General features: G+C 73.7%; 23 protein-coding genes and 1 tRNA gene. 15 read left to right on the top strand and 9 right to left on the bottom strand.

The genetic code is table 11. The features are described 5' to 3' along the window. The first annotated feature begins 1 nt into the window (after nt 1). A complete protein-coding gene (locus BLT52_RS13615) occupies nt 2–976 on the top strand; it encodes an amino acid ABC transporter permease (RefSeq protein ID WP_197679045.1) in 975 nt (324 codons plus the stop codon). After that, nucleotides 973–1,821, top strand: coding sequence for an amino acid ABC transporter ATP-binding protein (locus BLT52_RS13610; RefSeq protein ID WP_090594325.1), 849 nt, complete (start codon nt 973–975; stop codon nt 1,819–1,821). Before BLT52_RS13615 ends, BLT52_RS13610 begins: the two co-directional genes overlap by 4 nt. A gap of 59 nt (nt 1,822–1,880) precedes the next feature. On the opposite strand, the gene BLT52_RS13605 is transcribed toward BLT52_RS13610, so the two are convergent. Beyond that, on the bottom strand, nt 1,881–2,294 hold the full coding sequence (locus BLT52_RS13605; protein ID WP_157677134.1) for a hypothetical protein: 414 nt from the start codon (nt 2,292–2,294) through the stop codon (nt 1,881–1,883). A 192-nt stretch (nt 2,295–2,486) separates the two neighbouring features. Here BLT52_RS13605 and BLT52_RS13600 point away from each other — a divergent pair, with 192 nt between their 5' ends. Then, the gene (locus BLT52_RS13600; protein ID WP_090594322.1) at nt 2,487–2,738 is read left to right on the top strand and encodes a WhiB family transcriptional regulator; all 252 of its coding nucleotides are present in this window, start codon (nt 2,487–2,489) and stop codon (nt 2,736–2,738) included. A 126-nt stretch (nt 2,739–2,864) separates the two neighbouring features. Here BLT52_RS13600 and BLT52_RS13595 read toward each other — a convergent pair whose 3' ends face one another. After that, complete coding sequence (locus tag BLT52_RS13595) at nt 2,865–4,349, bottom strand: sensor histidine kinase (RefSeq protein ID WP_090594321.1); 1,485 nt, start codon at nt 4,347–4,349, stop codon at nt 2,865–2,867. 162 nt (nt 4,350–4,511) lie between these two features. Here BLT52_RS13595 and BLT52_RS21835 point away from each other — a divergent pair, with 162 nt between their 5' ends. Beyond that, on the top strand, nt 4,512–4,586 hold the full coding sequence (locus BLT52_RS21835) for a 50S ribosomal protein bL37 (protein ID WP_370249596.1): 75 nt from the start codon (nt 4,512–4,514) through the stop codon (nt 4,584–4,586). A 94-nt stretch (nt 4,587–4,680) separates the two neighbouring features. On the opposite strand, the gene rsrA is transcribed toward BLT52_RS21835, so the two are convergent. After that, nucleotides 4,681–4,983, bottom strand: coding sequence for a mycothiol system anti-sigma-R factor (gene rsrA, locus BLT52_RS13590; RefSeq protein WP_231946317.1), 303 nt, complete (start codon nt 4,981–4,983; stop codon nt 4,681–4,683). Next, entirely contained in the window at nt 4,980–5,612 is a 633-nt protein-coding gene (locus BLT52_RS13585) for a sigma-70 family RNA polymerase sigma factor (protein WP_090594320.1), read from the bottom strand. The genes rsrA and BLT52_RS13585 overlap by 4 nt, the downstream gene beginning before the upstream one ends. A gap of 192 nt (nt 5,613–5,804) precedes the next feature. On the opposite strand from BLT52_RS13585, the gene aroQ reads away from it, so the two are divergent. Then, on the top strand, nt 5,805–6,260 hold the full coding sequence (aroQ, locus tag BLT52_RS13580) for a type II 3-dehydroquinate dehydratase (RefSeq protein WP_090594318.1): 456 nt from the start codon (nt 5,805–5,807) through the stop codon (nt 6,258–6,260). Nucleotides 6,261–6,532: 272 nt separating this feature from the next. Here the strand turns inward: aroQ and BLT52_RS13575 are convergent, their stop codons facing one another. After that, entirely contained in the window at nt 6,533–7,225 is a 693-nt protein-coding gene (locus BLT52_RS13575; RefSeq protein ID WP_197679044.1) for an alpha/beta hydrolase family protein, read from the bottom strand. Beyond that, complete coding sequence (locus tag BLT52_RS13570) at nt 7,222–8,043, bottom strand: SOS response-associated peptidase (protein WP_090594317.1); 822 nt, start codon at nt 8,041–8,043, stop codon at nt 7,222–7,224. Before BLT52_RS13570 ends, BLT52_RS13575 begins: the two co-directional genes overlap by 4 nt. 71 nt (nt 8,044–8,114) lie before the next feature. Here BLT52_RS13570 and BLT52_RS13565 point away from each other — a divergent pair, with 71 nt between their 5' ends. From BLT52_RS13565 to BLT52_RS13535, 5 genes are all read left to right on the top strand, one after another. Next, entirely contained in the window at nt 8,115–8,687 is a 573-nt protein-coding gene (locus tag BLT52_RS13565; protein WP_090594315.1) for a DoxX family membrane protein, read from the top strand. 14 nt (nt 8,688–8,701) lie between these two features. Further along, entirely contained in the window at nt 8,702–10,111 is a 1,410-nt protein-coding gene (gene aroA, locus BLT52_RS13560; protein WP_090594313.1) for a 3-phosphoshikimate 1-carboxyvinyltransferase, read from the top strand. Continuing rightward, on the top strand, nt 10,108–11,124 hold the full coding sequence (gene rsgA / locus BLT52_RS13555) for a ribosome small subunit-dependent GTPase A (RefSeq protein WP_090594311.1): 1,017 nt from the start codon (nt 10,108–10,110) through the stop codon (nt 11,122–11,124). Before aroA ends, rsgA begins: the two co-directional genes overlap by 4 nt. 103 nt (nt 11,125–11,227) lie before the next feature. After that, the gene (locus BLT52_RS13550; protein WP_090594310.1) at nt 11,228–12,073 is read left to right on the top strand and encodes an inositol monophosphatase family protein; all 846 of its coding nucleotides are present in this window, start codon (nt 11,228–11,230) and stop codon (nt 12,071–12,073) included. A 1,353-nt stretch (nt 12,074–13,426) separates the two neighbouring features. Continuing rightward, nucleotides 13,427–14,995: an HNH endonuclease signature motif containing protein gene (locus BLT52_RS13535; RefSeq protein WP_090594305.1), complete on the top strand. Its 1,569-nt coding sequence runs from the start codon at nt 13,427–13,429 to the stop codon at nt 14,993–14,995. Between the two features lie 357 nt (nt 14,996–15,352). Here the strand turns inward: BLT52_RS13535 and serA are convergent, their stop codons facing one another. Further along, nucleotides 15,353–16,546: a phosphoglycerate dehydrogenase gene (gene serA / locus BLT52_RS13530; protein WP_090594303.1), complete on the bottom strand. Its 1,194-nt coding sequence runs from the start codon at nt 16,544–16,546 to the stop codon at nt 15,353–15,355. Between the two features lie 323 nt (nt 16,547–16,869). After that, entirely contained in the window at nt 16,870–18,849 is a 1,980-nt protein-coding gene (locus BLT52_RS13525) for a SpoIID/LytB domain-containing protein (RefSeq protein ID WP_090594302.1), read from the bottom strand. 294 nt (nt 18,850–19,143) lie between these two features. Between BLT52_RS13525 and BLT52_RS13520 the strand changes: the two genes are divergently transcribed. Then, complete coding sequence (locus tag BLT52_RS13520) at nt 19,144–20,274, top strand: FUSC family protein (protein ID WP_090594300.1); 1,131 nt, start codon at nt 19,144–19,146, stop codon at nt 20,272–20,274. Between the two features lie 98 nt (nt 20,275–20,372). Here the strand turns inward: BLT52_RS13520 and BLT52_RS13515 are convergent, their stop codons facing one another. After that, the gene (locus BLT52_RS13515) at nt 20,373–23,141 is read right to left on the bottom strand and encodes a DEAD/DEAH box helicase family protein (protein ID WP_090594299.1); all 2,769 of its coding nucleotides are present in this window, start codon (nt 23,139–23,141) and stop codon (nt 20,373–20,375) included. A 181-nt stretch (nt 23,142–23,322) separates the two neighbouring features. Here BLT52_RS13515 and BLT52_RS13510 point away from each other — a divergent pair, with 181 nt between their 5' ends. From BLT52_RS13510 to BLT52_RS13495, 4 genes are all read left to right on the top strand, one after another. Then, nucleotides 23,323–23,760 (top strand): VOC family protein, encoded by a 438-nt coding sequence (locus BLT52_RS13510; protein WP_090594297.1) that lies wholly within the window; start codon nt 23,323–23,325, stop codon nt 23,758–23,760. Between the two features lie 151 nt (nt 23,761–23,911). Next, nucleotides 23,912–24,355: a hemerythrin domain-containing protein gene (locus BLT52_RS13505; protein WP_231946316.1), complete on the top strand. Its 444-nt coding sequence runs from the start codon at nt 23,912–23,914 to the stop codon at nt 24,353–24,355. A 57-nt stretch (nt 24,356–24,412) separates the two neighbouring features. Next, complete coding sequence (locus BLT52_RS13500) at nt 24,413–26,443, top strand: thioredoxin domain-containing protein (protein WP_090594294.1); 2,031 nt, start codon at nt 24,413–24,415, stop codon at nt 26,441–26,443. Between the two features lie 62 nt (nt 26,444–26,505). After that, nucleotides 26,506–26,579: transfer RNA gene (locus tag BLT52_RS13495), tRNA-Met, on the top strand. Nucleotides 26,580–26,605: the final 26 nt, after the last annotated feature.

Genomic DNA, 26,605 nt, shown 5'->3' with positions numbered 1-26,605 from the left:
CGTGGCCGCGTCCAGGAGCGACGGCCCCGGGGCCGGTGAGGAGCGTCCCGGGCTGATCGACGCGGTGCCGGTGCGCCACCCGTGGCGCTGGGTGGCCATCGCGGTGATCGCGGTGCTGGCGGCCATGCTGGTCAACCTGCTGGTCCGCAACCCCGCCTGGAACTGGCCCTTCGTGCTGCAGGCCATGAACCAGACGCCGGTGCTGCGCGGGCTCTTCCTCGGCACCATCCTCTGCACCGTGCTGGGCATGACCTTCGGGGTGGCCGGCGGCGTGCTGCTGGCCATCATGCGGCTCTCGGACAACCCCGTGCTGCGGGGCGTGGCCTGGGTCTACATCTGGTTCTTCCGGGCCATCCCGCGCTACGTGCTGCTGGTCAGCCTGGGTGCGATCGGGGTCCTCTTCCCGACCGGCATCGCCCTCGGCGTCCCCTTCGACTGGGTGATCATCGACGTCCTGGGGCTGCAGGGTGACTGGCGCTTCCTCACCCTCGACGCCAACCAGCTCTTCACCGGTCTGTTCGGCGCCGTGCTCGGTCTGGCGGCATCGGAGGCCGCCTACATGGCCGAGATCGCCCGCTCGGGCATCCTCAGCGTCGACCGCGGCCAGCACGAGGCGGCGCAGGCCCTCGGCATGTCGTCCAGGCTCAGCATGCGCCGCATCGTGCTGCCCCAGGCGATGCGGGTGATCCTGCCGCCCACCGGCAACGAGACGGTGGCCATGCTCAAGGACACCTCGCTGCTGACCGGCATCCCGCTGACCATCGAGATGTTCTTCCAGCTGCAGGCGATCGGCTCGCGGACCTACCAGACCTTCCCGGTGCTGGTCGCCGCCACCCTGTACTACCTGATCATCACCAGCGTGCTGATGGTCGGCCAGGCCTGGCTGGAGCGGCGCTTCGGCCGGGGCGTGCAGCCCGGGTCGGGACGGCTGCGCACCATCGCCGCGCCGACCGCGGGCACGGGAGGTCAGGGATGAGCGCCGGGGCCGCAGAGAAGAGGACACCCCTGGTCCGGTCGGTGAACGCGATCAAGTCCTTCGGGGACACGCGGGTGCTGGACGGCATCGACCTGGAGGTGCACCCCGGCGAGGTGGTGTGCCTGCTGGGCCCCTCGGGCTCGGGCAAGACGACCTTCCTCCGGCTGATCAACCAGATGGAGACGCTCACCGGCGGACGGATCTGGGTGGGGGACGAGCTGGTCGGCATCGTGGAGCGGAAGGGGCGTCTGCACCGGCGCACCGACGCCGACATCGCCCGGCAGCGCGCCCGGATCGGGATGGTGTTCCAGCGGTTCAACCTCTTCCCGCACATGACCGCGCTGGACAACGTCGCCGAGGCCCCGGTGCAGGTCAAGAGGATCCCCCGGGCCCGGGCCCGGGAGTCCGCCCTGGAGCTGCTGGCCATGGTCGGGCTGGCCGAGCGCGCCGACTTCTACCCCAGCCAGCTCTCCGGTGGGCAGCAGCAGCGGGTGGCCATCGCCCGTGCCCTGGCGATGGAGCCCGAGCTGATGCTCTTCGACGAGCCGACGTCCGCGCTCGACCCCGAGCTGGTCGGTGAGGTGCTCGAGGTGATGCGCACCCTGGCCGCGGAGGGGATGACGATGATCGTGGTCACCCACGAGATCGGCTTCGCCCGCCAGGTGGCGGACCGGGTGGTGTTCATGGACGGCGGCGTCGTGGTCGAGGAGGGCACCCCGGACCAGGTGCTGCGCCACCCCCGGCACGAGCGGACCCGCGCCTTCCTGGACCGCGTGCGCCGGGAGGAGCAGGCGCTCGAGGAGCGGATCAGCGAGGACCTCGAGGGGCTGGCCGGCGAGGACTGAGCGCGTGGTCGCCGGTGAGAGCAGATCCCTCTGGGCGACGGTGTGGCGGCGAGCCCGGGTCAGTGCTGGCCCTCCGGGCCGTTCAGCCCGCCGCCCCCGGTCAGGGCCGCGGTGGCTCGGGGCACCAGCAGGCAGACCAGCGAGAGCAGGGACAGCCCGCCGACCAGCAGGGCCACCCAGGTGGTCGACCCGCCGAGGAAGCCGTAGGCGATCGGCAGGTGCAGCAGGTGCACCGCCACCGCGGGGCCACGGCTCCAGCGGCGCGCACGACGAAGCCCCTGGGCGACGAGCAGCAGGAAGGCGCCGTAGGCCAGGAACACCACCGCGGTGGTGACGCCGACGACCCACCGGCTGGCCTGGGTGCTGAACGCCTCCACCACCCCCAGACCGAGGGCCACCAGACCCAGCAGGGCCGTCACCACGGCGACCAGGAACAGGATGGGAGGTGTCGTGGTTGCACGTGGCGAAGGCACCACGGCATGCTACGCCGTCCGTCCGCAGGAAGTTCGCAGCGGACGAGTGTGATGCACCCGACGTGGGTACACCCTTGTGTGTCGCCGTCTTGGTTGCCACAGTTGACGCGCGAACCAGTAACACGTCTGACACAAGGGTGTGCCGAGCACCGTGGAAGCAGCAGTTCGTACACAGTAGATGAAGGAGTTCGCATGGATTGGCGCCACCAGGCCGCCTGTCTGGACGAGGATCCGGAGCTGTTCTTCCCCATCGGGAACACCGGCCCCGCCCTCTTGCAGATCGAGGAGGCCAAGCAGGTCTGCCGTCGTTGTGACGTGCGCGAGGCCTGCCTCCAGTGGGCGATCGAGGCCGGTCAGGACCACGGCGTGTGGGGCGGGATGAGCGAGGACGAGCGTCGGGCGCTGAAGCGTCGGGCCGCACGTTCCAGGCTGCGCACCGCCTGAGCACGGTCTCGGGACACAGACGGCGCCGGGTCACGAGCCCGGCGCTTTTTGTGTGCCCGCGTGCGGTCCCGAACCGGCAGCACCCGCCGGTCGGACCCCGCGCCGGTCACCGGCCCGACCCGGGGTTCAGCCGAGCGAGCTGTTGCTCGGCGGGTCGTCCAGGGGCAGCAGCACCCGGGCCGTGGAGCCCCGCCCCGCGGGGTTCGGGCCGAGGGTGAACTCCCCGCCCAGGTCCCGGACCAGGGTCGAGACGATGCTCAGCCCGAGGCTCTTGCTGCTGGCGAGCTCGAAGCCCTCCGGCAGACCCACGCCCGCGTCGCTGACCAGCAGCTCCAGGCTGTGGTCGACCCGGCGGGGCTCGACCACCACCTGACCCGAGGTGCTGTCCAGACCGTGCTCCACGGCGTTCTGGCAGAGCTCGGTCATCACCAGCGAGAGGCTGGTGGCGACGGCGGCCGGGATCATGCCGAAGCTCCCGACCCGGCTGGCCTGGACCTGGCCGTGCGTGGCCGCCACGTCGCCGACGATGCGCAGCACCCGGTCCGCCACGTCGTCGAAGTCCACGTCGTCGTCGTAGCTCTGGCTGAGGGTCTCGTGCACCGAGGCGATCGCCGCCACCCGCGACATCGCCTCGGCCAGGGCCTCCTTGGCCTCCACCGAGGGGATCCGGCGGGCCTGCATCCGCAGCAGCGCCGCCACGGTCTGCAGGTTGTTCTTCACCCGGTGGTGGATCTCGCGGATGGTCGCGTCCTTGCCGACCAGCCGCCGCTCCCGCTCGCGGAGCTCGGTGACGTCGCGGCACAGCACCAGCAGTCCGTCCGGCTCGCCGTGGGAGACCAGCGGCAGGATCCGGGCCCGCAGGTCGGAGCCGCCGGCGTGCAGGTCGAACTCGGCGGCCTCGATGCCGTCGAGGGCGGTGCTGACCGACGTCCCGGAGCCACCCTCCCGGGTGACCAGCTGGTCGGTGAAGGCGAAGAAGTCCTCGTCGACCAGATCGCCGCTGAACCCCATCCGCCGGTAGATGCTGACCGCGTTGGGGCTGGCGTAGGTGACGTCCCCGTCGGCGCTGACCCGGATCAGCCCGTCCCCCACCCGGGGACTGGCGGTGGGGTCGCTGGCCACCCCGGCCATCGGGAAGGTCCCGAGCTGGACCATGTCGCAGAGCACGTCGGCGATCTCGAGGTAGGCCTCCTCCAGCGCGCTGGTGGACCGCACCCCGAGCTGGTTGGTGGAGCGCTCCAGCACCGCGATGGTCTCGCCGTCGTGCACCACCGGGATGGCCACCACGTCCACCGGGACGCCGGCCTGCAGCTTGTTGTCGCTGGTCCGCGTCATCACCCCCGACATGTAGGCCTCGCTGACCAGGTTCTCCGGGGTGTAGGCGATCAGGTCCCCCACCAGGTCGTCCAGCAGGCAGGTCGGTCCGGTCACCGGACGCACCTGGGCGGCGGCCCACATCATGTTCGGGTCCCGGTCCGGCACCCAGAGCACCAGGTCGGCGAAGGAGAGGTCGGCGATCAGGTGCCACTCCTGGGTGAGGCGGCGCAGCCAGTCGGTCTGCTCCGGCAGCAGGGCCGTGTGCTCACCGAAGATCTCACCCATCGTGGCCATGGGGAGAACCCTAGTGACTCCGCGAGCGGTCCCCGACCAGCGTCCGGGCCGGTCCGTTTCTCCTGCGGGCGCGGCTCTGGCAGAATGTCTCCTCGTGCCCTCAGGGGCACACCCACGACGAACCGTCACCCAGGTGGCGGTCCCGCACCGAGGAGGCACCAGATGGGCAAGACCGGCCGTAAGCGCCGCGCCCGCAGGAAGAAGGGCGCGAACCACGGCAAGCGCCCCAACTCCTGAGGACGTGCAGACAGCAGAAGGGCCCCTCCACCGACGTGGAGGGGCCCTTCTGGCGTCCTGGGACTGCTGGGCCGGGAGGACCCCCGACCGGGGGTCAGGCCCCGCGGCCCTCGGTCTCCTCACCCAGCACCTGCAGCACCTTGCGGCGCAGCGCGTCCGGGGCCTGCTCCCCGGAGCAGCAACGGTGCACCAGCTGCTTGACCGCCTCGGCGACGTCGAACTGGTCCAGGCAGGGCTCGCAGTCCGACAGGTGCCGACGGATGGTGTCCGCCGACGCCCCGTCGATCTCGTGGTCGATGAAGACGTGCACCCGCTGCAGCACCTCGGCGCAGTGGACCTCGCCGTCGGCACCGACCAGCGCGCTGAACGTGTGCTCCTCGTGCACGTGCCCGCTCACCGTCGCTCACCCCCGGCGTCGGCCATCCCCAGCTCGCGGGCGTGGTCGGCCAGCAGGCCGCGCAGCTGCTTGCGGGCGCGGTTCAGACGGCTCATCACCGTCCCGATCGGGGTGTCCATGATCTCGGCGATCTCCTTGTAGGCGAAGCCCTCGACGTCGGCCAGGTAGACCGCCATCCGGAAGTCCGGCGACAGCTGCTGCAGGGCCCCCTTCACCGTGGAGTCCGGCAGCCGGTCGATCGCCTCGGCCTCGGCCGACCGCAGTCCCGCGGAGGTGTGCTCCGCCGCGCGGGCCAGCTGCCAGTCCTGCACCTCGCCGGAGTCCGACGTCTGCGGCTGGCGCTGCTTCTTGCGGTAGCTGTTGATGTAGGTGTTGGTGAGGATCCGGTACAGCCAGGCCTTGAGGTTCGTGCCCGGCGTGTACTGGTGGAAGGACGCCCACGCCTTGGCGTAGGTCTCCTGCACCACGTCCTCGGCGTCCGCGGCGTTGCGAGCCATCCGCAGCGCGGCGCCGTAGAGCTGGTCGAGGTACTGCAGCGCGTCGGACTCGAACCGGGCGCGTCGCTCCGCGTCGGTCTCGGTGGCGAGGTCGACCTCGCCGGAGTCCTTCGGTGTCTCAGGGAGTGTCATCAGGTACGACAGTACCGGCGACGGGGAAGCCGTGCTCTGCGGCCGACCCGTCCGGTGCTGCGTCCGCTCAGGGGCTGTCACCATCACGGTGGCAGAACGCCGTCGCGGCTCGCGCCTATTCCCCGGCCCGTCGCGCCGGGCGCTCCCCGCCCCGGTGAGAGGATGTCCGCGACCGGCGGAGACGAGGAGACGATGGACGCACCCACGGTGACCGTGCTGAACGGGCCGAACCTCAACCTGCTGGGCACCCGCGAGCCCGCCGTCTACGGCACCGCGACCCTGGAGGACCTGCGCGACCTCTGCGCCCGGACCTGCGAGGAGCTGGGCCTGGTGCTCGACTTCGCCCAGACCAACGGCGAGGGCGAGCTGGTCGAGCTGGTGCAGCGGGCCCGGGGCCGCTCGACCGGGCTGGTGATCAACGCCGCCGGCTACACCCACACCTCGGTCGCCCTGCGCGACGCGGTGGTGGCCAGCGAGCTGCCGACCATCGAGGTGCACCTGTCCAACGTGCACGCCCGGGAGGAGTTCCGGCGCCACTCCTTCCTCTCCGACGTGGTGTCGGGGGTCATCGTGGGGTGCGGCGCCCAGGGCTACCGCTTCGCCCTGGAGCGGATCGCCGAGCTGACCCGGCCGAGCCGCTCGGCGTAGCCGACCCGGAGCCGACGCCGGTCCTGCGGCTCGCGCGGCACCCGGCACCACGAGGGCCCGCCCGGCCCACCCTGCGGTGGGACCGTTGTGAGGACGTCGATCAGCACGTCGTCCGGGGCCCGTGAGGACGGCGTGCCGCCGTATGGGGGCCTCCGTCCCGAGCAGCACGACCCGGACCGCCGGGCACCGGGCCCGTCAGGACGACGTGCCGCTGTCCGGAGTCCCCCCGTCCCGAGGATCACGATCCGGACTGCTGGGCACCGGGCCCGGCCTCACCGGGCCCCGACGGCCGCCAGCACGGCGCTGAGCGCCGCCGCCTCGACCAGCCCGCGCCAGGTCGGGCCGTCGATCCCCGCCCGGGCGGCGGGACGCAGGTCGTGCCCGGCGTCGGGCACCTCACGCACCTCCACCACGTCTCCGGACAGGGACGGCGGCCCGGACGCCGCCACCTCGCCCAGGGCCGCCCGGAGCTCGTCGGCCCCGCCGAAGGTGTCCCGGCTGCCCTGCAGCACCACCCGGGGGACGTCGGGGGCGAGCAGCTCGGGCAACCGGGACGTGGTCCGTCCGGGCGGGTGCAGCGGGAACGACAGGCACAGCACCGCCGCGGCCCCGAGCGCGCCGGCCGTCCGGCACGCCACCCGGGCGCCGGCGCTCCTCCCGCCGACCACCAGGGGGACGTCGGCGACCACCGTCCGGACGACGTCGACCGACTCCAGCCACGCCTCGTCCAGCCGCGGCGGGGCCACCGCCACCTTGCGTCCTGCGGTGCGCCAGGGCTGCTCGAACCGCGCCACGGCGACCCCGTGCGGGGGCAGCCAGCGGGCCAGCCCCGCCAGGTCCCGCGCCTCGATGCCACCGCCCGCGCCGTGGCCCAGCAGCAGCAGCGCCGAGACGTCCCCCTCGGGGCGGTCGAGCACCCACCGTCCCGGGCCCTGCGCCGTCGTGACCGCGAGCTCCTCGCTCACAGCAGCGGCTCCTGCGTCTCGCCGTCCCCATCGGCCCCGCCGGTCGGCCCGGCGGCCGCGCCGCCCGAGGGGTCGGCCGCCTGCTGCGCGGGGGCCTCGTCCAGCGCGGTGAGCAGCTCGGGGCCGTCGTTGCGGACGTTGCTGACCAGGGGCAGCACCGCGTAGGCCTCCAGCAGCTCGGGCTCGGTCACGCTGAGCAGCTCCAGCGCCTGCTGCGGGTCGGTCAGCGCCGGGTCCAGCCACGCCTGCCGCGCGGCCTCGGCCACCACCATCGGCATCCGGTCGTGGATGTGGCCCACCGCGTCGGTGGCGGTGGTGGTGATCACCGAGCAGGAGACCACCCACGGGTCCTCGTCCCCGGTGGCGGCGGGGTTGCGCCAGAACTCGTAGATCCCGGCCATCGAGAGCCGGCGGCCGTCCGCGCGGTGGATGAAGAAGGGCTGCTTGCGGGGCTTGCCGCCGCTCGCGGCCTCCGAGGCGTACCACTCGTAGTAGCCGTCGGCCGGGAGCAGGCAGCGGCGGGCGGCGAAGGCCTTGCGGAAGGCGGGCTTCTCCGCCACCGTCTCCACCCGGGCGTTGATCATCCGCGCACCTGAGGCCAGGTCCTTGGACCAGCTGGGCACCAGACCCCAGCGCAGCTGCGCCAGCCGGCGTCGGACGTCCCCGCTCTGCTTGTCGGCGCGCTCCAGCACCGCGGGCACCGCGACCGTGGGGGCCACGTTCCAGCTCGGGCCGGCCCACTCGCCGGTCACCTCGTCGACCTCGTACTCCTCGACGAGCTCGTCGGGGTTGGCTGTGGCCGCATACCGTCCGCACATGGGGCCACGCTAGACCCGGCCACCGACACCCCGATGTGGCTGCCGTGGCGCCGAGCCGGTAGAAAGGGGTCATGAGTCTGCCTCGCTTCGTCGCCCGGTCCATGCTCGCCAGCCTGTTCGTCGGCAAGGGCGCCAAGGCGCTGCGCTCCCCCGGTGAGCTCGTGCCCGTCGCCCAGCCGGTCACCGACCGGCTCGTGCCCCTGGTCAGGAAGTACGCACCGACCTCGGTGAGCTCCTACGTCCCCACCGACACCACCACGCTGGTGCGTCTGGGCGGTCTCGGTCAGATCCTCGGCGGTCTGGCCCTGGCCAAGGGCGCCCTGCGCCGTCCGGCCGCCCTGCTGCTGAGCCTGTCGATGCTGCCGCAGCTGCTGGCCACCTTCCCGTTCGGCCGCAACAAGGCGACCGACGACGACGGCGCCCAGCGTCGCGACTTCGCCAACAACATCGCCCTCCTCGGTGGCGTGCTGCTGGCCGCCCAGGACACCGAGGGCAAGCCCAGCCTGGCCTGGCGGGCCAGCGCGGGCAGCGAGCGCGTCGCCGCGAGGACCCGCAAGGCGGGACGGAAGCTGGCCAAGCAGGCGGCCCGGGCCAAGAAGGACGCCCAGCGGGCGGCCAAGAGGGTCGAGAAGAAGTTCGACTGAAGCACGACCGGAGCATGGTGGACGACGCAGCAGCAGACGCACTGGACGACGACGGACGTCCCCTGGTCCCGCGACCCCGCAGGGCCGCCTCGGACGGTGAGTGGTTCGCACCGCGGGCCGAGGAGAGGGTCCACGCGGTGGTGGACGTGCCGGGCTCGAAGTCGGAGACGAACCGCGCGCTGCTCCTGGCCGCGATCGCGGACGCCCCCTCCACCATCACCGGGGGGCTGGACGCCCGCGACACCCGGCTGATGCGCGACGCCCTGCGCACCCTGGGCGTCGTGGTCGAGGACTCCGGGCCGGTGTGGACCGTCACCCCGGCTCCGGAGGGTCACGTGATGAGCGGGACCATCGACTGCGGCCTGGCCGGCACGGTGATGCGCTTCGTGCCCCCGCTGGCCGCCGCCACCGCCGGACGCGTCCGGGTCGACGGCGACGAGCAGGCCTACGTCCGGCCGATGCTGCCGCTGCTGGACGCCCTGCGTGACATCGGGGCCGACCTCGACGAGGACGCCGCCTCGCTCCCCTTCGAGCTCCGGGGACGTCCCGACCTCCCCGGCGGCCCGGTGCGGGTGGACGCCTCGAGCTCGAGCCAGTACGTCTCGGCCCTGCTGCTGGCCGGTCCGCGGATGCGTCGCGGGATCGACGTGCGCCACGTCGGGGCCACCCTCCCGTCCCTGCCCCACATCGCCATGACCGTGGCCATGCTGCGGGCCCGCGGCGTCGAGGTGGACGACTCCGAGCCGAACCGCTGGGTGGTCTCCCCCGGGCCGGTGACCGCGGTCGACGTCACGATCGAGCCCGACCTCTCCAACGCCGCCCCGTTCCTGGCTGCGGCGGCGATCACCGGCGGCCAGGTCACCGTGCCGCGCTGGCCCGCCCGCACGGACCAGCCCGGCAGCCTGCTGCCCGGCCTGCTCCGCGACCTCGGTGCTGAGGTCGAGCTCGACGAGCGGGGGCTGACCGTGCGCGGCACCGGCCACCTGCACGCCGTCGACGTCGACCTGTCCGACGCCAGCGAGCTGACCCCGGTGGTCGCCGCGGTCTGCGCGCTGGCTCCGCAGACCAGCCACCTGCGCGGCGTCGGCCACATCCGCGGCCACGAGACCGACCGGCTCGCCGCCCTCGAGCGCGAGCTCAACGACATGGGGTCGTCGGTGAAGCAGACGGCCGACGGGCTGACCATCCACCCGCGGCTGCTGCACGGGAGCCTCTTCCACACCTACGCCGACCACCGGATGGCCCACGCCGGCGCGCTGCTCGGGCTGATCGTCGACGACGTCACGCTGGACGACATCAGCTGCACCGCCAAGACCATGCCGCAGTTCCCCGAGCTGTGGCTGGACATGCTCCGGCAGAGCGACGAGTGGCTCGCGGCCCAGGGAGCCCCGCTGGGCGAGAGCGACCCCGAGCCCGGCTCGTGAGGAGCCGCGGGGGTCTGTACTCCGACGACCACGCCGGCTTCGACCGTCCACGCCGTCACACCCGACCTCGCACCAAGGACCGTCCGGACTACTCCGAGGCGGCGGTGGCCCGGGTGATCACGGTTGATCGCGGGCGCTACCGGCTCCAGCTCGACGGCCGGATGGTGTCGGCCACCAAGGCCCGGGCCCTGGGCCGCGCCGGGGTCATCGTCGGTGACCGGGTGCGGGTGGTCGGTGACACCAGCGGCGAGGAGGGCACCCTCGCCCGCGTCGTGGGCGTCGAGGAGCGCGAGACCGTGCTGCGCCGCACGGCCGACGACGACGACCCCTTCGAGCGTCCGATCGTGGCCAACGCCGACCAGCTCGCCATCATCACCGCCCTCGCCGACCCGCCCCCACGGGCGGGCATGATCGACCGGATCCTGGTGGCCGGGTGGGTCGCCGGTCTGGACCCGCTGCTGGTGCTCACCAAGGCCGACCTGGCCCCGGCGGACGAGATCCTGGCCGCCTACGAGCCGCTCGACGTCCCGGTGCTCACGACGCAGCCCGGGGCCGAGCTCGGCGAGCTGCGCGAGCGGCTGGACGGACGCACCACGGTCTTCGTCGGGCACTCAGGGGTGGGCAAGTCGACGCTGGTGAACGCGCTGATCCCGGGGCTGGACCGCGCGGTCGGCGTGGTGAACGAGACGACCGGCCGGGGACGGCACACCTCGACCTCAGCCATCGCCCTGGCCCTGCCCGACGACGCCGGCTGGGTGATCGACACCCCGGGCGTGCGCTCCTTCGGGCTCAGCCACGTCACCCCGGCCGGCGTCGTGGCCGCCTTCCCCGACCTGGCCGCCAGCACCGTCGACTGCCCGCGGGGGTGCCACCACGACTCCGCGGCGGCGGGCTGCGGGCTCGACGCTGCGGTGGCCGCCGGACGTCTGCCCCCGGCGCGGGTGCAGAGCTTCCGCCGGATCCTGGATGCCCGGATGATCGCGGAGCGAGAGGCCCACCGGGGCCTGGAGTGAGCCGACCACCCGGCGTGGACGAGACGGCGACCACACGCGTGCGGTGAGACGGCTCCGCGCCGTCCGGTGAGCGCTGCGCACGGGACCCGATAGCCTCACGGCCATGGTCCCGTCCCCGTCGCAGAACCTCACCGACGACCTCCGCCTCGCCCACCTGATGGCCGACAACGCCGACTCGATCACCACCACCCGGTTCCGGGCCCGCGACCTGCAGGTGACGGCCAAGCCCGACATGACCGAGGTGACCGACGCCGACGTGGCCGTCGAGGAGGTCATCCGCCGCACGCTCTCCACGGCACGCCCGCGCGACGCCGTGCACGGCGAGGAGGGCCAGGACACCGGTTGGGGCCCACGGCGCTGGGTGATCGACCCCATCGACGGCACCCGGAACTTCGTCCGCGGGGTGCCGGTGTGGGCCACCCTCATCTCGCTGATGATCGACGACGAGGTCGCGCTCGGGGTGGTCAGCGCGCCGATGCTGAACCGGCGGTGGTGGGCCAGCAAGGGCAACGGCGCCTACGCCGGCAAGACCCTGATGTCGGCCTCGCGGATCGGGGTCTCGCAGGTCTCCCAGGTCCGGGACGCCTCGATGTCCTACAGCTCGGTCGACGGCTGGATCAGCTCCGGCCACGGCCAGGCCTTCGTCGACCTGATGCGCGACTGCTGGCGGACCCGGGCCTACGGCGACTTCTGGAGCTACATGCTGCTGGCCGAGGGCGCGGTCGACATCGCCTGCGAGCCGGAGCTGGCGCTGCACGACATGGCGGCCCTCGCGGTGGTCGTCGAGGAGGCGGGGGGCCGGTTCACCAACGTGGCCGGGGACCCGGGTCCGGTGGGTCCTGGCGCGCTGGCCACCAACGGCGCCCTGCACGAGGAGGTCGTCCAGCGGCTGAACGGGGCCGTGGACCCGGATGCGGAGCCCTCGGTGGAGCTGCCGACGGGGCCGTGAGGTCGGCGGGGTAGCCCGCTGGTGCGGGATGACCCGCTGGTGCAGGGGCCGGCCGTCGTCGGTGCACCCGACCGTGGTGGCCGGGATCTCGGTACCGGATCGTCTGGGTATGGCGGTCCTGAACGGGTCGTGTGCAGGCGAGTCGCCCTGAGATGTCGTGTCGGTCGCCCCTGAGGTGACATCGTGCGGCGACTCGCCACCGTGTCGTAGAACCCAACCGTGGTGCAGGGGGGCCGTCGCGACCTTTCCGCCGAGGGCTGGGCGGCGTCGTGCCGGCGAGTCGCCCAGAGGGGTCGCCTCGGTCCCCGCTGAGGCGACGTCTCGCGGCGACTCGCCACCATGTCGAGGCCTGGGGCGGTGGTGTGGGGGCGGTGGTGTGGGCGCGGTGGGCGACTCACCCGCCGAGTCTGGGAGGCGTCGAGATGGCCACTTGCCCCGAGGTGTGGCCTCCGTCCCCGCCGTGGCGACGTCTCGGGGCGACTCGCCACTCCGTCGGGGACCGGGCTGGTGGTGGTAGCCGTCGTCAGGGCGAGACCCCGGGGTGGAAGGCACCAGTCGTCGTCGCTGACACGGGTGGTCGGTCCGGTGGGTCACCCGGGCGTCCTCGACCAGCACGCGGCAGAGCGTCGGGGACAACGGCGCCTCGCGAGCCGGGTCCCTCCACCGCACATCGTCGGTGGCGACCCGGTGAACCGGGTCGCGCTCGACCTCTCCGATGGCCGACAGCTCACCCTGGCCGCGCTCCTGGCGGTCGATCGCCACCACGATCCCACCACCCAGGACCCGCCAGCGGAGGCAGCTAGCTGGACCGGGGCCCGCAGTCAGTCCTCCCCGGCCCTCCAGTGGAGCGAGGTGCCGGTGCCCGCGATGCCGGAGTAGCACACGCGTGCTGCGCTTCTCGGTGTGACGCCGTGGCACCACGGGGGAACCGGGAGGCGACGCGGTCCTCTGCACCTCGACTCCGATGACAACCCGTTCCCGGAACGACGCGGCAGTTGTGCACACGGTTCCTTGTATTCGTATCCGTGTTCGATGACGATGGCATCATGTCAGACGGGGCACCCGACGCAGCACCCTCGCCGGTGAGGGCTGCCGGCGTGCTCTCTGCCGCACTGGAGGACCTCCTCGAATCCGTGACCACGCCCGCCGACGTCGACCTGGTCGAGGACGACGACCTGCTGGAGCTGCTGCGCGAGACGGAACGCCTGCGGAACCGGCTCTCCGTGGTCGAGTCCGTTCTCGTGCGGTCCGCTGGATCCCGCGCGCTCCCCGAGCGGCACGGTCAGCCCCGGACCGGGACCTGGCTGGCACAGCTGCTGCGGATCACCCCGGCCGAGGCGGGTCGCCGGGTGCGTGCCGGTCCTCGCTGCCGCGCGGGTCACCGGCGAGGTGTCCCCCGAGCACACGAGCATCGTGCTCGGCACCCTGGAGGCCTTGGACCGGCGGCTCGGTGATCCTGAGCCGATGGCCAGAGCCGAGGCCGACCTCACCCGCTACGCCACGATGTTCGACCCTGCCGGGCTGCGTCGCATCGCCGAGCGCCTGGTCGAGATCTACGACCCCGACGGTGCCGAGCCCGACGACGAGGCTGCTCAGCGTCGACGCTTCTTCCGGATGCGCCAGCGCACCGACAGCACCTGGACGGGTGAGTTCCAGCTCACCGCCGAGGTCGGGGCGCAGCTCCAGACGGTGCTGCGCAGCCTCAGCTCGAACCGCTCCTGCACGCTGGAGACGCGCGACGGCCAGCAGGACGCCGCGGCGAACCCGGTCGGTCCCGCCGCCGGCTGCGCCGACGACCGCGGCGGCGCAGAGCGCCTGGACGAGCCGCACGACTCCTCCCGAGCCGCCACCGACGACGCCGACCTCACCCCTCCCCCCGCCGTCCCGGCCGAGGGCCCCGCACCCGAGCGGATCGCAGTGCCCGACACGCGCAGCCACGGACAACGGACCCACGACGCCCTGGCTGACGTCTGCAGCCTGCTGCTGCGCTCGGGCGAGCTGCCGGCAGCCGGAGGCGTCCCCGCCACCGTCATCGTCACCGTCCGAGAGGACCAGCTCGAGCGCGGAACCGGTCTGGCCCGGTTGGCGGGCGGAGGTTCCCTCCCGATCAGGGCCCTGCCGCACCTGGCCGACCAGTGCGACGTCTGGACGGTGCTGACCGGCCGGGACGGCGCCCCGCTACGGCTGGGCCGCACCCGGCGGCTGGCCTCACCGGCCCAGACGGTCGCGCTGATCGCCCGCGACGGCGGCTGCTCGTTCCCCGGCTGCTCCCAGCCACCGCAGTGGTGCGAGCGCCACCACGTGGTCGAGTGGGCGCGCGGCGGCGCCACCGATCTCGACAACCTGACGCTCCTGTGCCGCTACCACCACCGGCACCACCTCGAACGCGGGTGGCGGGTGTCGATCAACGCCGACGGCCTGCCGGAGTGGATCCCACCCGTGTGGATCGACCCGCAGCAGCGGCCCCGTCACAACGACCGCATCCTGCTCGAGCACCGTGTGATGCCTCCTCTGCCCCTGGCCGCGGTCGGTGGTCCAGCCCGGGCACCGAGGTCGTGGACCGGACCTCCCTCCCTGCAGCACCCGTGGCAGCGTGCCGCTGGTGGGGCCAGGGCCCTGTCCCGGCGTCTGGAGCCGGTGGACGGCTCGGCCCGAGCCGGTGCGGCCGCTCCGACGACTCAGGAGGTCGGCCCGGAGGAGCGCCGGAGGGTGGGCACCACGACGAGCTCGTGGCTGCACTGTGACTGGGGCACGGCGGAGGACCTGCTCGGCTGGTTGGAGCACCTCGCGCCAGGCGACGTCGGCAGACGGGGCGACCTGGGACCGGACGAGGTGGTTGACGCCGACGACGGCGAGGACCCTTTCGAGGACGAGGACTTCGTCGCCTTCCTCGACGACTTCATGCGCCGGACCGCGGCCTGACCGGGAGATGTCTCGTCGACCATGCCCTGACGACGGCCAGCGACCCTGTGGACGACTGCGAGCGGTTCTGGGGGACGAAGGTGAACGGTCCTGGCACGCAGGGGTTGTCCCGCACACCCTTGTCGCCGACGCTCTGCTCTCCAGGACCTCCTCGCTCCACGACGGCCGCACCCGACCTGGACGCTTCCGACGTACGCCAGCGCTCGGCGTGGCGGACGCACCCTCTCCCTCGACGTGATGGAGATCGCGGTCGATGGTCCGCGAATCACGTCGCGACCGGCGCACCAGCATCGGCCAGCACCTGCTGCCCGCGTGCCCGGCGGGTGCTGGTCGAGCGCCGAGGCCGTCGGAGCCGACTCAGCCGATGGTGCTGAGCCGGACCGTCTCGGGCAGGGCGAGGAGCTCGTCGATCACCGGCTGGGTCAGCGGGCCGGCGAGGTCGGTGACGACGTAGCCCAGCTCGCCGCGGGTGGCCAGCTGCTGTCGCTCGATGTTGACCCCGTGCGTGCCGAACACCGTGTTGAGCCGAGCGAGCACGCCGGGGACGTTGCGGTGCAGGTGCAGGATGCGCGCCTTCACCACCGTGGAGTCCACCTGGACCCCCGGCAGGTTCACGCTCATCACGGTCGCACCGCTGCCCGCGTAGTCGCGGAGCTTGCCGGCCACGAACCGGCCGATGTCCTCCTGCGCCTCCTCGGTCGATCCGCCGACGTGGGGGGTCAGGATGACGTTGGGGAGCCCCTGCAGGCTGGACACGAACGGGTCCCCCGCCGACTTGGGCTCATCGGGGAACACGTCCACCGCGGCACCGGCGATGTGGCCGCTCAGCAGCCGGTCACGCAGCGCCTCGTGGTCGACGACGATCCCCCGGCACAGGTTGAGGAAGATGCTCCGGGGCTTCATCTGGTCGAACTGCTCGGCCCCGAAGAACCCGGTGTTGCTGCTGCGGCCGTCCACGTGGAGGGAGACGGTCTCGACCTTGCCGAGGAGCTCCTCGAGGGTGTCGCAGCGGCGTGCGTTGCCCAGCGCCAGCTTGTCGACGACGTCGTAGAAGTACACCTGCATGCCGAGCGCCTCGGCCACGATGGAGAGCTGGCTGCCGATGTTGCCGTAGCCGACGATGCCCAGGGTCCGTCCCCGCACCTCGTGGGAGCCCTTGGCCGACTTGTCCCACACCCCCGCGTGCAGGGCGGCGTTCTTGTCGGTGAGGTGCCGCGCCATGGCGATGATCTCGGCGACGGCGAGCTCGACCACGCTGCGGGTGTTGGAGAACGGCGCGTTGAAGACCGCGGTGCCGGCCATGCTGGCCGCCTCGAGGTCGATCTGGTTGGTGCCGATGCAGAAGGCACCGACCGCGGTCAGGTTGGTCTCGGCGAAGAGCCGCTCCGAGAGGTGCGTCTTGGAGCGGATCCCGAGCAGGTCGACGCCCTGCAGAGCCTCGATCAGCTCGTCCTCGTCCATCGCCCCCTTGCGGTGGTCGACCTCGATGGAGCGTTCCCGCAGCAGTCGGGTGGCCTCGGGGTGGATGTTCTCCAGGAGCAGCGCCTTCACGCCGTCGAGTGTAGGAAGGCCCCGGCCCTGGCCTCGCCTTCGTCCACCCGCTGGTCCCCCGGCCGCGGCGAACCTCCCGTGCGCTGCGGGGTAACCGGCGTCCAGCGATTGATCCTGTGACCCGGGGACGCCCGCGCCCGCCCGCCAGCGACCACTGACCGGTCCCACCTGCCAGCCTCCCTCTCGAGCATCTGCAGGTCGGCCCGCGGCCATCTGCGGGGAGCCTGCCCGGCGGCCCTGCCGCGCGTCGGCCCGGACGCGCCAGCCCGCGGGTCCGCACCGTCACCGGTGCCGCCGGGGCTCAGCCAGGTGGATCCGCCCGCTCACGGTGCCAGACGCGTCCCCATGTCCTCGACCGTCAGCGCCCGGGAGGCCCCGAGGCGCCCGGCGGAGGTCCCGGGGTGGACCCGCCACACGCCACTGCTGCTGCGGCTCACCAGGTCGACGTAGCCGTCACCGGTGACGTCACCCGGACCCTGCAGCGTCTTGCCCGACCAGCCCGTCCCCAGCCCCCGCGCCGGTCCGACGCCGGTGCCGGTGCTGGTGTGCAGCGACAGGTTGTCCCCGCGGCGGGCCACCACGTCCGGCCGTCCGTCGCGGTCGAGGTCGCCCACGCCGTGGAGGGCCGCCACCGACCCCCACCCCGGGGCCAGCATCACGCTGTCCCGCCGCGCACCGGTGCCGTTCCCCCGGATCAGCCACAGGTTCCCGGCGTCGCTGATCCCGATCAGGTCCGGCGTGCCGTCACCGTCCCAGTCCCCCGCGCCGGTCAGCAGCCGCAGCCGGTGGGTGCCGCCGACGTCCACCGGCCGACCCACCTTGCCGGCACCGTCGCCGGGCAGCAGCAGGAGCCTCTCGCCGGTGTGCGCCATCAGGTCCTGGTGCGCGTCACCGTCCCAGTCCCCCACCGCGACCACCTCCCGGTAGCTGCCGTAACCGCTCTGGCGCGTCCGCGGCGCCCCCACCGCGGTCGCCGAGGTGACGGGGTTGACCAGCAGCGTCCCGGCACCGTCGCGGCTGACCAGGGTCACCCGGTCGGTGGTGAGGCGCTGCGGCTTGGTGGACCACTTCCCCGCCCGGTCGACCACGGTGAAGTAGCTGGAGCGCAGCCCGAAGCGCGACCGGAAGGTGGTCCCGCTGACCTTGACCGTGCTCTTCGTCCCGACCACGGCCAGCTCCAGCACCCGTCCGCCCCACCGGCCCTGGCCGTCGCGGCGCAGGACCTGCAGCTGGCGGACGGTGCCGGCGGCCGGCCACTGGGCGGCGACCGCGGCCGCCGTGATCGTGGAGCCCCACGCCTGCGAGCTCACCACCCCGTCGTAGGGGTCCTTGCGGGCCGCCAGGTAGGGGAAGTCGCCGGCCGCGCTCTGGCCGCCGTTCGAGGCCGAGAACTGGGTCAGCGCCGGCTCGCCCCGGTGCAGCAGCACCTGGCCGGCGGTCGCCGACACCGCGGCGTCGCCCCCGCTGGTCTCGTGCACGGTGCGACGTCCACCGCTGGTGGTGGCCAGCCCGGAGTAGGCCTGGCAGGCGGTGGTGTCGCAGACGTCGTAGCCGCCCGTCGCGGCCGCGCGGAGCCGCACGGCGTAGGTGCGGGCGGCCACCGCCTGCGCCCGGACGGCCTCCGCCGCCCACGAGGTCGGCATCTCCGCCGGCACCACGCTGCGGAGGTAGGCCTCCAGCGGCAGGCTGTTGACCGTCCGCGCTGAGCTCCCAGAGCCGACCAGCCCGACGCGTCCCCGGTACTCGGTGACGGCCCCGCTGGGCAGCACCACCGCCACCACGTCGGCGTCGGTGTCGAAGACCCACGGCCGGGTGGCCACCAGGCCCGAGCCGCGGGTCTTCCAGGACCCGCCGGCCGCACGGTGCTCCAGCACGTAGCTGCTCCCCGGGCGGCGCACCCGCCACTCGGCGTAGCCGCTGCCGGTCGGGAGGGTGACGTACTTCTTCGCACCGGCCTCGTAGAGCCGGAGCCCGGCGGCGGCGCGGACGGTGAGAGCGGCGTCGGTGTCCTTGCTGAGCCACACGTCGAGGGACGACGCCGACTGCTTGGTCACCGTGGTGCCCGGGTAGTAGAAGCCGATGATCTCCCGCCAGGTCAGACCCTCGCGGGCAGCGCCGTAGGCACCCCACTGCGACATCCCCCAGCCGTGCCCGAAGCCTGCCCCCTCCAGCCGGAAGCCCCCGGAGGTCGGCGTCACCGGTGCGTCGGCCCGGGCGGGAGGCGACGTCGGGACGAGGACGGCCAGCGCCAGCGCGAGGACGAGGAGCGCGCCGGCGAGGCGACGCAGCGGGGATGGGGACACGAGAGGGCTCCTGCGCAGGTCAGCGGATCCCCCGATCACGACCCGCGTATCGTCCCCGGCCGCCGCCGGTGGGGCAAGCACCTCAGGTACAGGTCGAGGGTCCGTGGGGCACCGGCACCCGGGTCATCGGCCCCGGACGGTTCATGCACCCCGTCGGCCACCGGCCACCCCGCGTCCGCCGGCTCCGGCCGACCCGCAGAGGCCGGGTCCGGCGGCCAAGGTCCCGGCTGACGGAGTGGCGGCCGACGACCGGCGAGGCTGGGTCCGGCGGCCGCCCGACGGCATGATGGCCGCATGAGGCAACCACCCCTGCTGCGGATGACCTTGCGGGCCTTCGACGCCAGCGAGCGCACCGCGCGCCGGGGAACGGCCTCGGTGCAGCGGCGGCTCCGGCGGCTGCGCTTCCGCTCGTTCATGATCACCCAGTGCGCCGTCACCGCGGGGCTGGCCTTCCTGGTGGCCCGGCACCTGCTCGGACACCCGCAGCCGATCTTCGCCCCGGTCGCCGCCATCGTCTGCCTCGGCTTCTCCTTCGGGCAGCGGTTCAGCCGGGCGGTGGAGATGGCGGTCGGGGTCGCGGTGGGGGTCCTGGTCGGTGACCTCTTCGTCAGCTTCTTCGGCTCCGGGCCGGTGCAGGTCGTGGTGGTCGCCGGGGTCGCGATGTCGATCGCCACCCTGCTCGGCGCCCGGAACCTGATGATCATCCAGGCCGGGGTGCAGTCCACCATCGTGGTGACCCTGCTCCCGGCCGCCGACCAGGGGGTCTCGCGGTGGCTGGACGCCGTGGTGGGCTGCGTCCTCGCGGTGGTGGTCACCACGATCGCCCCGTCCGCGCCGCTGATCCGGCCCCGGGTGCTGGTGGCCGAGGCGCTGCAGGAGGTGGGTCGCACCCTCCAGGCCGCCCGCACCGCACTGGCCAGCGGCGACCCCGCCCTGGCCGAGGAGGCGCTGGAGCGCGCCCGCCGCAGCGAGACCCAGCTGTCGGCCATCGAGGAGGCCAACCGGGAGGGCATGGCGGTGGTCCGCTCCTCCCCCTTCGTGCGGCGCCAGCGACCCCAGATGCAGAGCATCGCCGCCCTCTACGAGCCGCTGGACCGGCTGATGCGCAACCTGCGGGTGCTGACCCGCCGCACCGCCGTCGCCGCCTTCCACGACGAGCGGCCGCCGGAGGACTACCTGGTCCTGCTCGACGAGCTGGTGGACGTGCTGGGCTACATGGCCGGCGAGCTCTACGAGGCCCGCCTCCCGACGGCCGCCCAGAAGCGGCTGGTGCGTCTCGGCCAGCACACCGCCCGCTCCGACCTGGACGCCAGCCTGTCCAACATCGTGGTGCTGGCCCAGATCCGGTCCATGACGGTGGACCTGCTGCAGCTCTGCGGACTCAGCTACGTCGACGCCCGCGACCTCATCCCCGAGCTCACCTAGACCGGCGCAACGGGGTGCCTCCGGGCGCCTTCGGCTCCGGCTGACCCTGCTCCCAGGCGTCACCCCACCCCGGCACCTGCCTCGCTCCGCCGTCGCCATCACTCCCAGGCGTCGCGGCGGAGCGTGGTGACCGCCAGCGGGTCGTTGCCCAGCTGGGCCGTGAGCACGCCGGTCCCGCGCGGGGTGGCGGTGGCCACCAGCTCCCCCTCCGCCACCCACCGCCCCCAGGCCCGCTGGTAGGCCTCGGCCTGTCCCACGTTGCGCCCCAGCACCGCCGGCACGGCGTGCCACACCTCCAGCACCGGCAGCGGACGACCCCGGGCCACCCGGACCTCCTCCCGCCACCCCTCGACCCCGTCCAGGCCCACCGACCTCCGGCTGATCAGGTAGCGGGACTCCAGCACCGGGCCCACCGCCTCCTCCAGCGCGTCGGCGAAGCGGCGGGACGCCTCGCCGTCCACCCCCTCCAGCAGGCAGCGGTGGCTCCCGTCGGCCTCCACCACCACCCGCACCGCCTCCGCGCCCACCGGCACCAGCTCGCAGTCGTGCAGCGCGTCGGCCACGGCGGAGGCGATCTGCTGCAGGCTGGGCGGGTGGCGGACGGCGGCCACCAGCTCCCGCCCTCGACGCGCCTGCCCGCGAACCTGCAGCACGAGCCCCAGCGCGAGCAGGGCCAGACCGGCGGCCAGCAGCGCGGGATGGGCACCCAGCACGGGGAGCGCAGCCAGGACGACCCCCAGACCCGCGAGCAGCCAGCCCGAGACCTGCCCGCCGGCCCCGCCACCGCCGCGCACCACCAGCCGACCGGCCGGCTCGACCACCACCGGGACCGGCTCCGTGGACGTCCCCAGCGGACGGGCGTCCGGGACGACCCGGACGGTGTGCACCAGCTCGTCGCGGTAGGGGCGACCGACCTGCCAGCGCGCGGCCACCTCGGCCCGCTCCTGGCTGCGGCGCACCATGGACGCGTTGAGCGCGTCGAGCCGCTCGGCGTCCGGGGGCGCCCACGGGGAGAACGAGGGGTCGAGGTGGGCCACCCCGTCCACCACCTGACCGGCGGCGTCCACGCCCCAGAACCCGGTGTGCTTGCGGACCAGCCGCTGCCAGTCCGCGTGGCCCTGCGGGTGGCCCGGGGCCAGCGCGACGACCGACCAGGTGATGGCCACCTTGTCCGGCCAGGCGGGATCGGTACGCAGCGCCCGGCCGCGCGTCTGCACCACCGCGGTGCTGGTGGTCGCCGTGGTCAGGTCCACCAGACCGCTCACCCCGCGGGCGTCCCACCCCTCACCCAGCAGCCCGCGGGTGCCGACCAGCACCTGGCAGCCGCCGTCCTCGAACAGCTCGGTGACCTCGCGCACCCACCGGCGGCTGTCCCAACCGCCCTCCAGCACCGCCGCCGGCCCCTCCTCCCGGACCACCAGGGTGAGGTCGGGGGTGCGACGGCGTACCTGCTCGGCCAGCAGGCGCAGGGTGCTGGGGTCGCCGGCCACCGTGCGGCCGGTGACCAGCAGCGGGGCGAGGGCCGCGGTGCCCGGGTCGGCCAGCAGCGCCTCGAGCACCGCCCAGGCGGACCCGGCGCGGGCGTCGAGGACGTCGGCCAGCACGCTGGGCACGGTGGCGCTGGCCCGCTCGTGGTCGCACAGCACCAGCATCCGCAGCCGGTCGCCCAACGTGTCGCGCTCGGAGGCCACCACCTGCACCGTGGCGGCGGCCTTGGCCTCGGTCCGGGCCAGCACGCGGTCCACCGGCGGACGTCCCCGGCGGATCCCGTGCCGGGTCAGGGCGTACCCGACCCCGGGCAGCGCCGCCCGCAGCCGGACCAGCACCGCCTCGTCGGCCCCGTCCCCGGTCCGGCGCAGGTGCCGCTGGACCCAGTCCTCGACCAGCAGCAGCCAGTCCTCCGCCGTCGGCGGCACCCGGTCGGCCTCGCCGGGGCGGGCCCCCGGCGGTCGGGCCAGCAGCCCCGCGGAGTGCACCCGCAGGGCGGCACGGCACAGCTCCGGCTCCGCCCCCGAGAGGGCGTTCCAGGTGGTGGCGGTGCCGGCGGCGTGGCAGAACCGCAGGTCCAGCCAGCTGAGGAACCCGATCGTCCCGGAGGTGGGGTCGGTCAGGAAGGCGAGCAGCTCGGCGAAGCGCTCGCCGTCCGCGGCCAGCCACTCCAGCTCGGTCGGCGTCGGGGTGACCAGCCAGGCCAGCTCCGCGAAGGGGGCCAGCTGGCCCTCGCGCACCAGCGCCGGGATCGACGCCTGGTGCACCACCGGCCCGAACAGCGTCTCGACCAGGGCGGACTCGCTGCTGGTCAGGACGCCCGGCGGGGTCGCGGTCAGGCCCAGCACCCGGGCGTCCGGGAGCCCGGCCAGCAGCTCCTCCAGCAACCGGCCCCAGACCTGCAGCAGGTGGTGGCACTCGTCCAGCACCAGCAGCAGCGGACCCGCCGCCTGCAGCCGTCGGACCAGCTCGCGGCCGTTGTCGTGCAGCCGCTCCACCAGCGTCGCGGAGCCGTCGTCGTCGGACTCCGCGTCGGGGTCGAAGACGGCCAGGGACTGGTAGGTCAGCGCGGTCACCCCGGCCTCCAGCGAGCGGGAGCCCGAGAGCGTGGCACCCAGCGCGCCGGCGTCCACCAGCCGCTGCGCCTCGTCCAGCCACTGCCCCTGGATGGCGGTGTTCGGCGACAGCACCACCACGCGCCGGACCGGGTCCACCGGGTCGGCCAAGCGCTCCGCAGCCACCCACAGCCCGACCAGCGTCTTGCCGGCGCCGGGGGGCAGCACCACCCAGGCGCGCCGGCCGCCGCGGTCCCAGACGTCCTGCACCGCGGACAGGGCCTGGCGCTGGTGCGGTCGCGGGGTGGGTGCGTCGCCGTCCATCACCCTCCCTCCCCCGGTCACGGGCCGGGGACACGCTAGCGCCCCTGTCCGACCGCCCCCGGGATGCTGCTGCTGTGCCTGGCGGTGCTGGTCTGGTGCTTCCTGCTCTGACACCCACCGCGGCCGGCTGCTCCGGCACCCGACCGGCGTGCCGGCGCCGCCGCTGGGGTAGGAAGGGACCATGAGCAGCAACCCGCACCCCGGACCCGGTGACCTCCGCGTGGGCACCGTCGTGGTCAACGTGGCCGACATGGAGCGCGCGGTCGCCTTCTGGTGCGCCGCCCTGGGCTACCGCGTCCGCGACGACGAGATCGACCCGGAGTTCACCATGCTGCTGCCCGACGACCCGCGGCGGCTGCCGCTGTCGTTGCAGCTCAGCCCCGGACGTCCGAGCGAGCCGGTCCGTGTCCACCTCGACCTGTACACCGCCGAGCAGGAGAGCCAGGTCGAGCGGCTCGTCGGTCTCGGAGCCACCCGCGTGGACGACTGGGACTACCCCGACGACCCCGACTTCGTGGTGCTGCGCGACCCCGACGGCAACGAGTTCTGCGTCATCGACCAGCCCGACCTCCCGGTCCACACCCCGGCCCCGGCACCGTCCGAGGAGGACGACGCCTGACCCTGTCGCGGAGCCGCGCGTCCCGCTAGCCTCTTCCCCAGCGTCGCGTGCTGGTGACGGACCACGTCAGGCATGGAGGCGCCGGACCAGGGAGGCGTCATGACGACCATCCCCCCGTCCGTCCGCCGTGCCTGACGGCGACGGACGACTGGTGGCGTGGGCCGCCGAGCTCCGCCGGGTGCACCTGCAGCTGCGCCGGGCGCTGGAGGTCGCCCGGGAGGCCGCCGACGCACCGGAGGCCGCCGAGCGCGGACGCGACCTGCTGCTGTTCTGCCACGGCTTCTGCACCGCGCTGTCCCGGCACCACCGGGGTGAGGACACGTTCCTCTTCCCGGCCGTGGCGGCCAGCCACCCCGAGCTCGCGGACACCCTGCGCGCCCTGCAGCAGGACCACTCGATGATCGAGCACCTGCTCGGTGGGCTCCAGCAGGCCCTCGACGGCGGCCTCGGACCGGCCGAGCTCGGGCGCCACCTGGACGGCATCGAGGCGGTGATGGAGTCCCACTTCCGCTACGAGGAGCGCCAGCTGCTGCGGGTGCTGGAGACCCTGGAGCTCGACGCCGCTCCCGGTGCCGTGCTCGGCCCGCTGGCCTGAGCCCGGTCGACCGACCTGCTCCCCGGGTGGGGTGCCGGCCGTGACAGGCTGGTGGCCATGGCGAACCGTCTGGCCGGCAGCTCCTCCCCCTACCTGCTCCAGCACGTCGACAACCCGGTGGACTGGTGGCCGTGGGGCGAGGATGCCTTCGCCGAGGCCCGGCGTCGCGACGTGCCGCTGTTCCTCTCCATCGGCTACGCCGCCTGCCACTGGTGCCACGTGATGGCCCACGAGTCCTTCGAGGACGAGGCCACCGCCGCCCTCCTCAACCAGGGCTTCGTCGCGGTCAAGGTGGACCGCGAGGAGCGCCCCGACGTCGACGCGGTCTACATGAGCGCCACCCAGGCCCTCACCGGTCACGGCGGGTGGCCGATGAGCGTCTTCCTCACCGCCGACGGGCTGCCCTTCCACGCCGGCACCTACTACCCGCCGCGGCCGGTGCACGGGATGCCCTCCTTCCCCCAGCTGCTGGAGGCCGTCACCGACGCCTGGCGGGACCGTCGCGAGGACCTGGTGGGCAGCGCCGGACACATCCAGGCCGAGCTGCGCCGGACCGCGGTGACCACCCTCCCCGGGGAGGTCGGGGCGGCCGAGCTGGGGGCGGCGCTGGCCCGCCTGGACGCCGACTTCGACGCCGCCCGCGGCGGGTTCGGGCCGGCCCCGAAGTTCCCGCCGTCGATGGTGCTGGAGGCCCTGCTGCGTGAGGGCGGCCCCGGGTCGATGGAGCAGGTGCGGCTGACCTGCGAGGCGATGGCCCGCGGCGGCATGTACGACCAGCTGGCCGGCGGGTTCGCGCGGTACAGCGTCGACACGGACTGGGTGGTGCCGCACTTCGAGAAGATGCTCTACGACAACGCCCTGCTGCTCGGCGTCCACGCCCACTGGTGGCGGCTGACCGGCGACCCGCTGGCCGCGCGGGTGGTGACCGAGACCGTGGAGTGGCTGCAGAGCGAGATGCGCACCCCCGAGGGCGCCTTCGCCGCCAGCCTCGACGCCGACAGCGCCGACCCCGGGCTGCTCGGGTCCCCCGGACGCTCCGCGGAGGGCGCCTACTACGTGTGGACCCCGCAGCTCCTGGTCGACGTGCTCGGCGAGGACGACGGCCGCTGGGCCGCCGAGGTGCTGTCGGTCACGCCGGAGGGCACCTTCGAGCACGGCACCTCCACCCTGCAGCTGCGCGGTGGGGTCGACCCGGAGCGCTGGGCCGGTGTCCGCCGCCGGTTGCGGGAGGCCCGCGACGGACGTCCCCGACCCGGCCGCGACGACAAGGTGGTCACCGCCTGGAACGGCTGGCTGGTGGCCTCCCTGGTCGACGCCGCCCTCGTCCTGGACCGGCCGGACTGGCTCGAGGTGGCGCGGGAGGTGATGGACCACCTCTGGCGGGTGCACCGCGTCGACGGCGAGCTGCTCCGCGTCAGCCGCGACGGACGCCCCGGGACGTCCCGTGCGGTGCTGGAGGACCACGCCGCCCTGGTGCTGGCCGCGGTCCGGCTGGCCGGCGCGCTGGGCGAGGCGACCTGGCTGGAGCGGGCCCGGACCACCGCCGAGGGGCTGGTGCAGCACTTCGACGACGGCGCCGGCGGCTTCTTCGACACCCCCTCCGACGGCGAGACGCTCTACCTGCGACCCCAGGACGCCAGCGACAACGCCACCCCCTCCGGGCTCAGCACGGCCGTGCACGCCCTGGCCGAGCTGGGCCGGGTAACCGGGGAGACCCGGTGGGCCGAGCGCGCCGAGCAGGCGGCGGCCAGCGCCGGCGGCCTGGTCGCCCGCGCCCCCCGCTTCGCCGGCTGGCTGCTGGCCGACGCGGTCACCCGGCTCCGACGTCCGGCCGTCGAGGTCGCCGTGGTCGGTGACCCCGACGACCCGGCCACCGCCGAGCTCGCCCGGACGGCCCGGCACTCCGCCCCCGCCGGGTCGGTGGTCGTCGTCGGTCTCCCCGACACCCCCGGCCTCCCGCTGCTGGCCGACCGGCCGCTGCTCGGCGGACGTCCCAGCGCCTACGTCTGCCGCGACTTCGTCTGCGCCCTGCCGGTGACCTCGGCTGATGCCCTGGCCACCCAGCTGCGGCCCTCGGCGGCGGTGTGACCACCGGCACACCGACTCGATTTGGCCTCCCCGTCACCGCGCGGTAATGTTCACCTCAGCGGCGCGGGGTGGAGCAGCTCGGTAGCTCGCTGGGCTCATAACCCAGAGGTCACAGGTTCAAATCCTGTCCCCGCTACGAAGTACGACCAGGAACCTGGATCC

The sequence above is a fragment of the Auraticoccus monumenti genome (genome assembly GCF_900101785.1).
GTDB classification, from domain to species: Bacteria; Actinomycetota; Actinomycetes; order Propionibacteriales; family Propionibacteriaceae; genus Auraticoccus; species Auraticoccus monumenti.
Note: the sequence above shows the minus strand (reverse complement) of the source record. Positions and strands in the feature narration are given on the sequence as shown.

Coding starts and splice junctions, on each gene's coding strand:
- BLT52_RS13610 (WP_090594325.1), top strand. CDS start 973: ATGAGCGCCGGGGCCGCAGAGAAGAGGACACCCCTGGTCCGGTCGGTG.
- BLT52_RS13600 (WP_090594322.1), top strand. CDS start 2,487: ATGGATTGGCGCCACCAGGCCGCCTGTCTGGACGAGGATCCGGAGCTG.
- BLT52_RS13595 (WP_090594321.1), bottom strand. CDS start 4,349: ATGGCCACGATGGGTGAGATCTTCGGTGAGCACACGGCCCTGCTGCCG.
- BLT52_RS13585 (WP_090594320.1), bottom strand. CDS start 5,612: ATGACACTCCCTGAGACACCGAAGGACTCCGGCGAGGTCGACCTCGCC.
- aroQ (WP_090594318.1), top strand. CDS start 5,805: ATGGACGCACCCACGGTGACCGTGCTGAACGGGCCGAACCTCAACCTG.
- BLT52_RS13570 (WP_090594317.1), bottom strand. CDS start 8,043: ATGTGCGGACGGTATGCGGCCACAGCCAACCCCGACGAGCTCGTCGAG.
- BLT52_RS13565 (WP_090594315.1), top strand. CDS start 8,115: ATGAGTCTGCCTCGCTTCGTCGCCCGGTCCATGCTCGCCAGCCTGTTC.
- aroA (WP_090594313.1), top strand. CDS start 8,702: ATGGTGGACGACGCAGCAGCAGACGCACTGGACGACGACGGACGTCCC.
- BLT52_RS13550 (WP_090594310.1), top strand. CDS start 11,228: ATGGTCCCGTCCCCGTCGCAGAACCTCACCGACGACCTCCGCCTCGCC.
- BLT52_RS13520 (WP_090594300.1), top strand. CDS start 19,144: ATGAGGCAACCACCCCTGCTGCGGATGACCTTGCGGGCCTTCGACGCC.
- BLT52_RS13515 (WP_090594299.1), bottom strand. CDS start 23,141: ATGGACGGCGACGCACCCACCCCGCGACCGCACCAGCGCCAGGCCCTG.
- BLT52_RS13510 (WP_090594297.1), top strand. CDS start 23,323: ATGAGCAGCAACCCGCACCCCGGACCCGGTGACCTCCGCGTGGGCACC.
- BLT52_RS13500 (WP_090594294.1), top strand. CDS start 24,413: ATGGCGAACCGTCTGGCCGGCAGCTCCTCCCCCTACCTGCTCCAGCAC.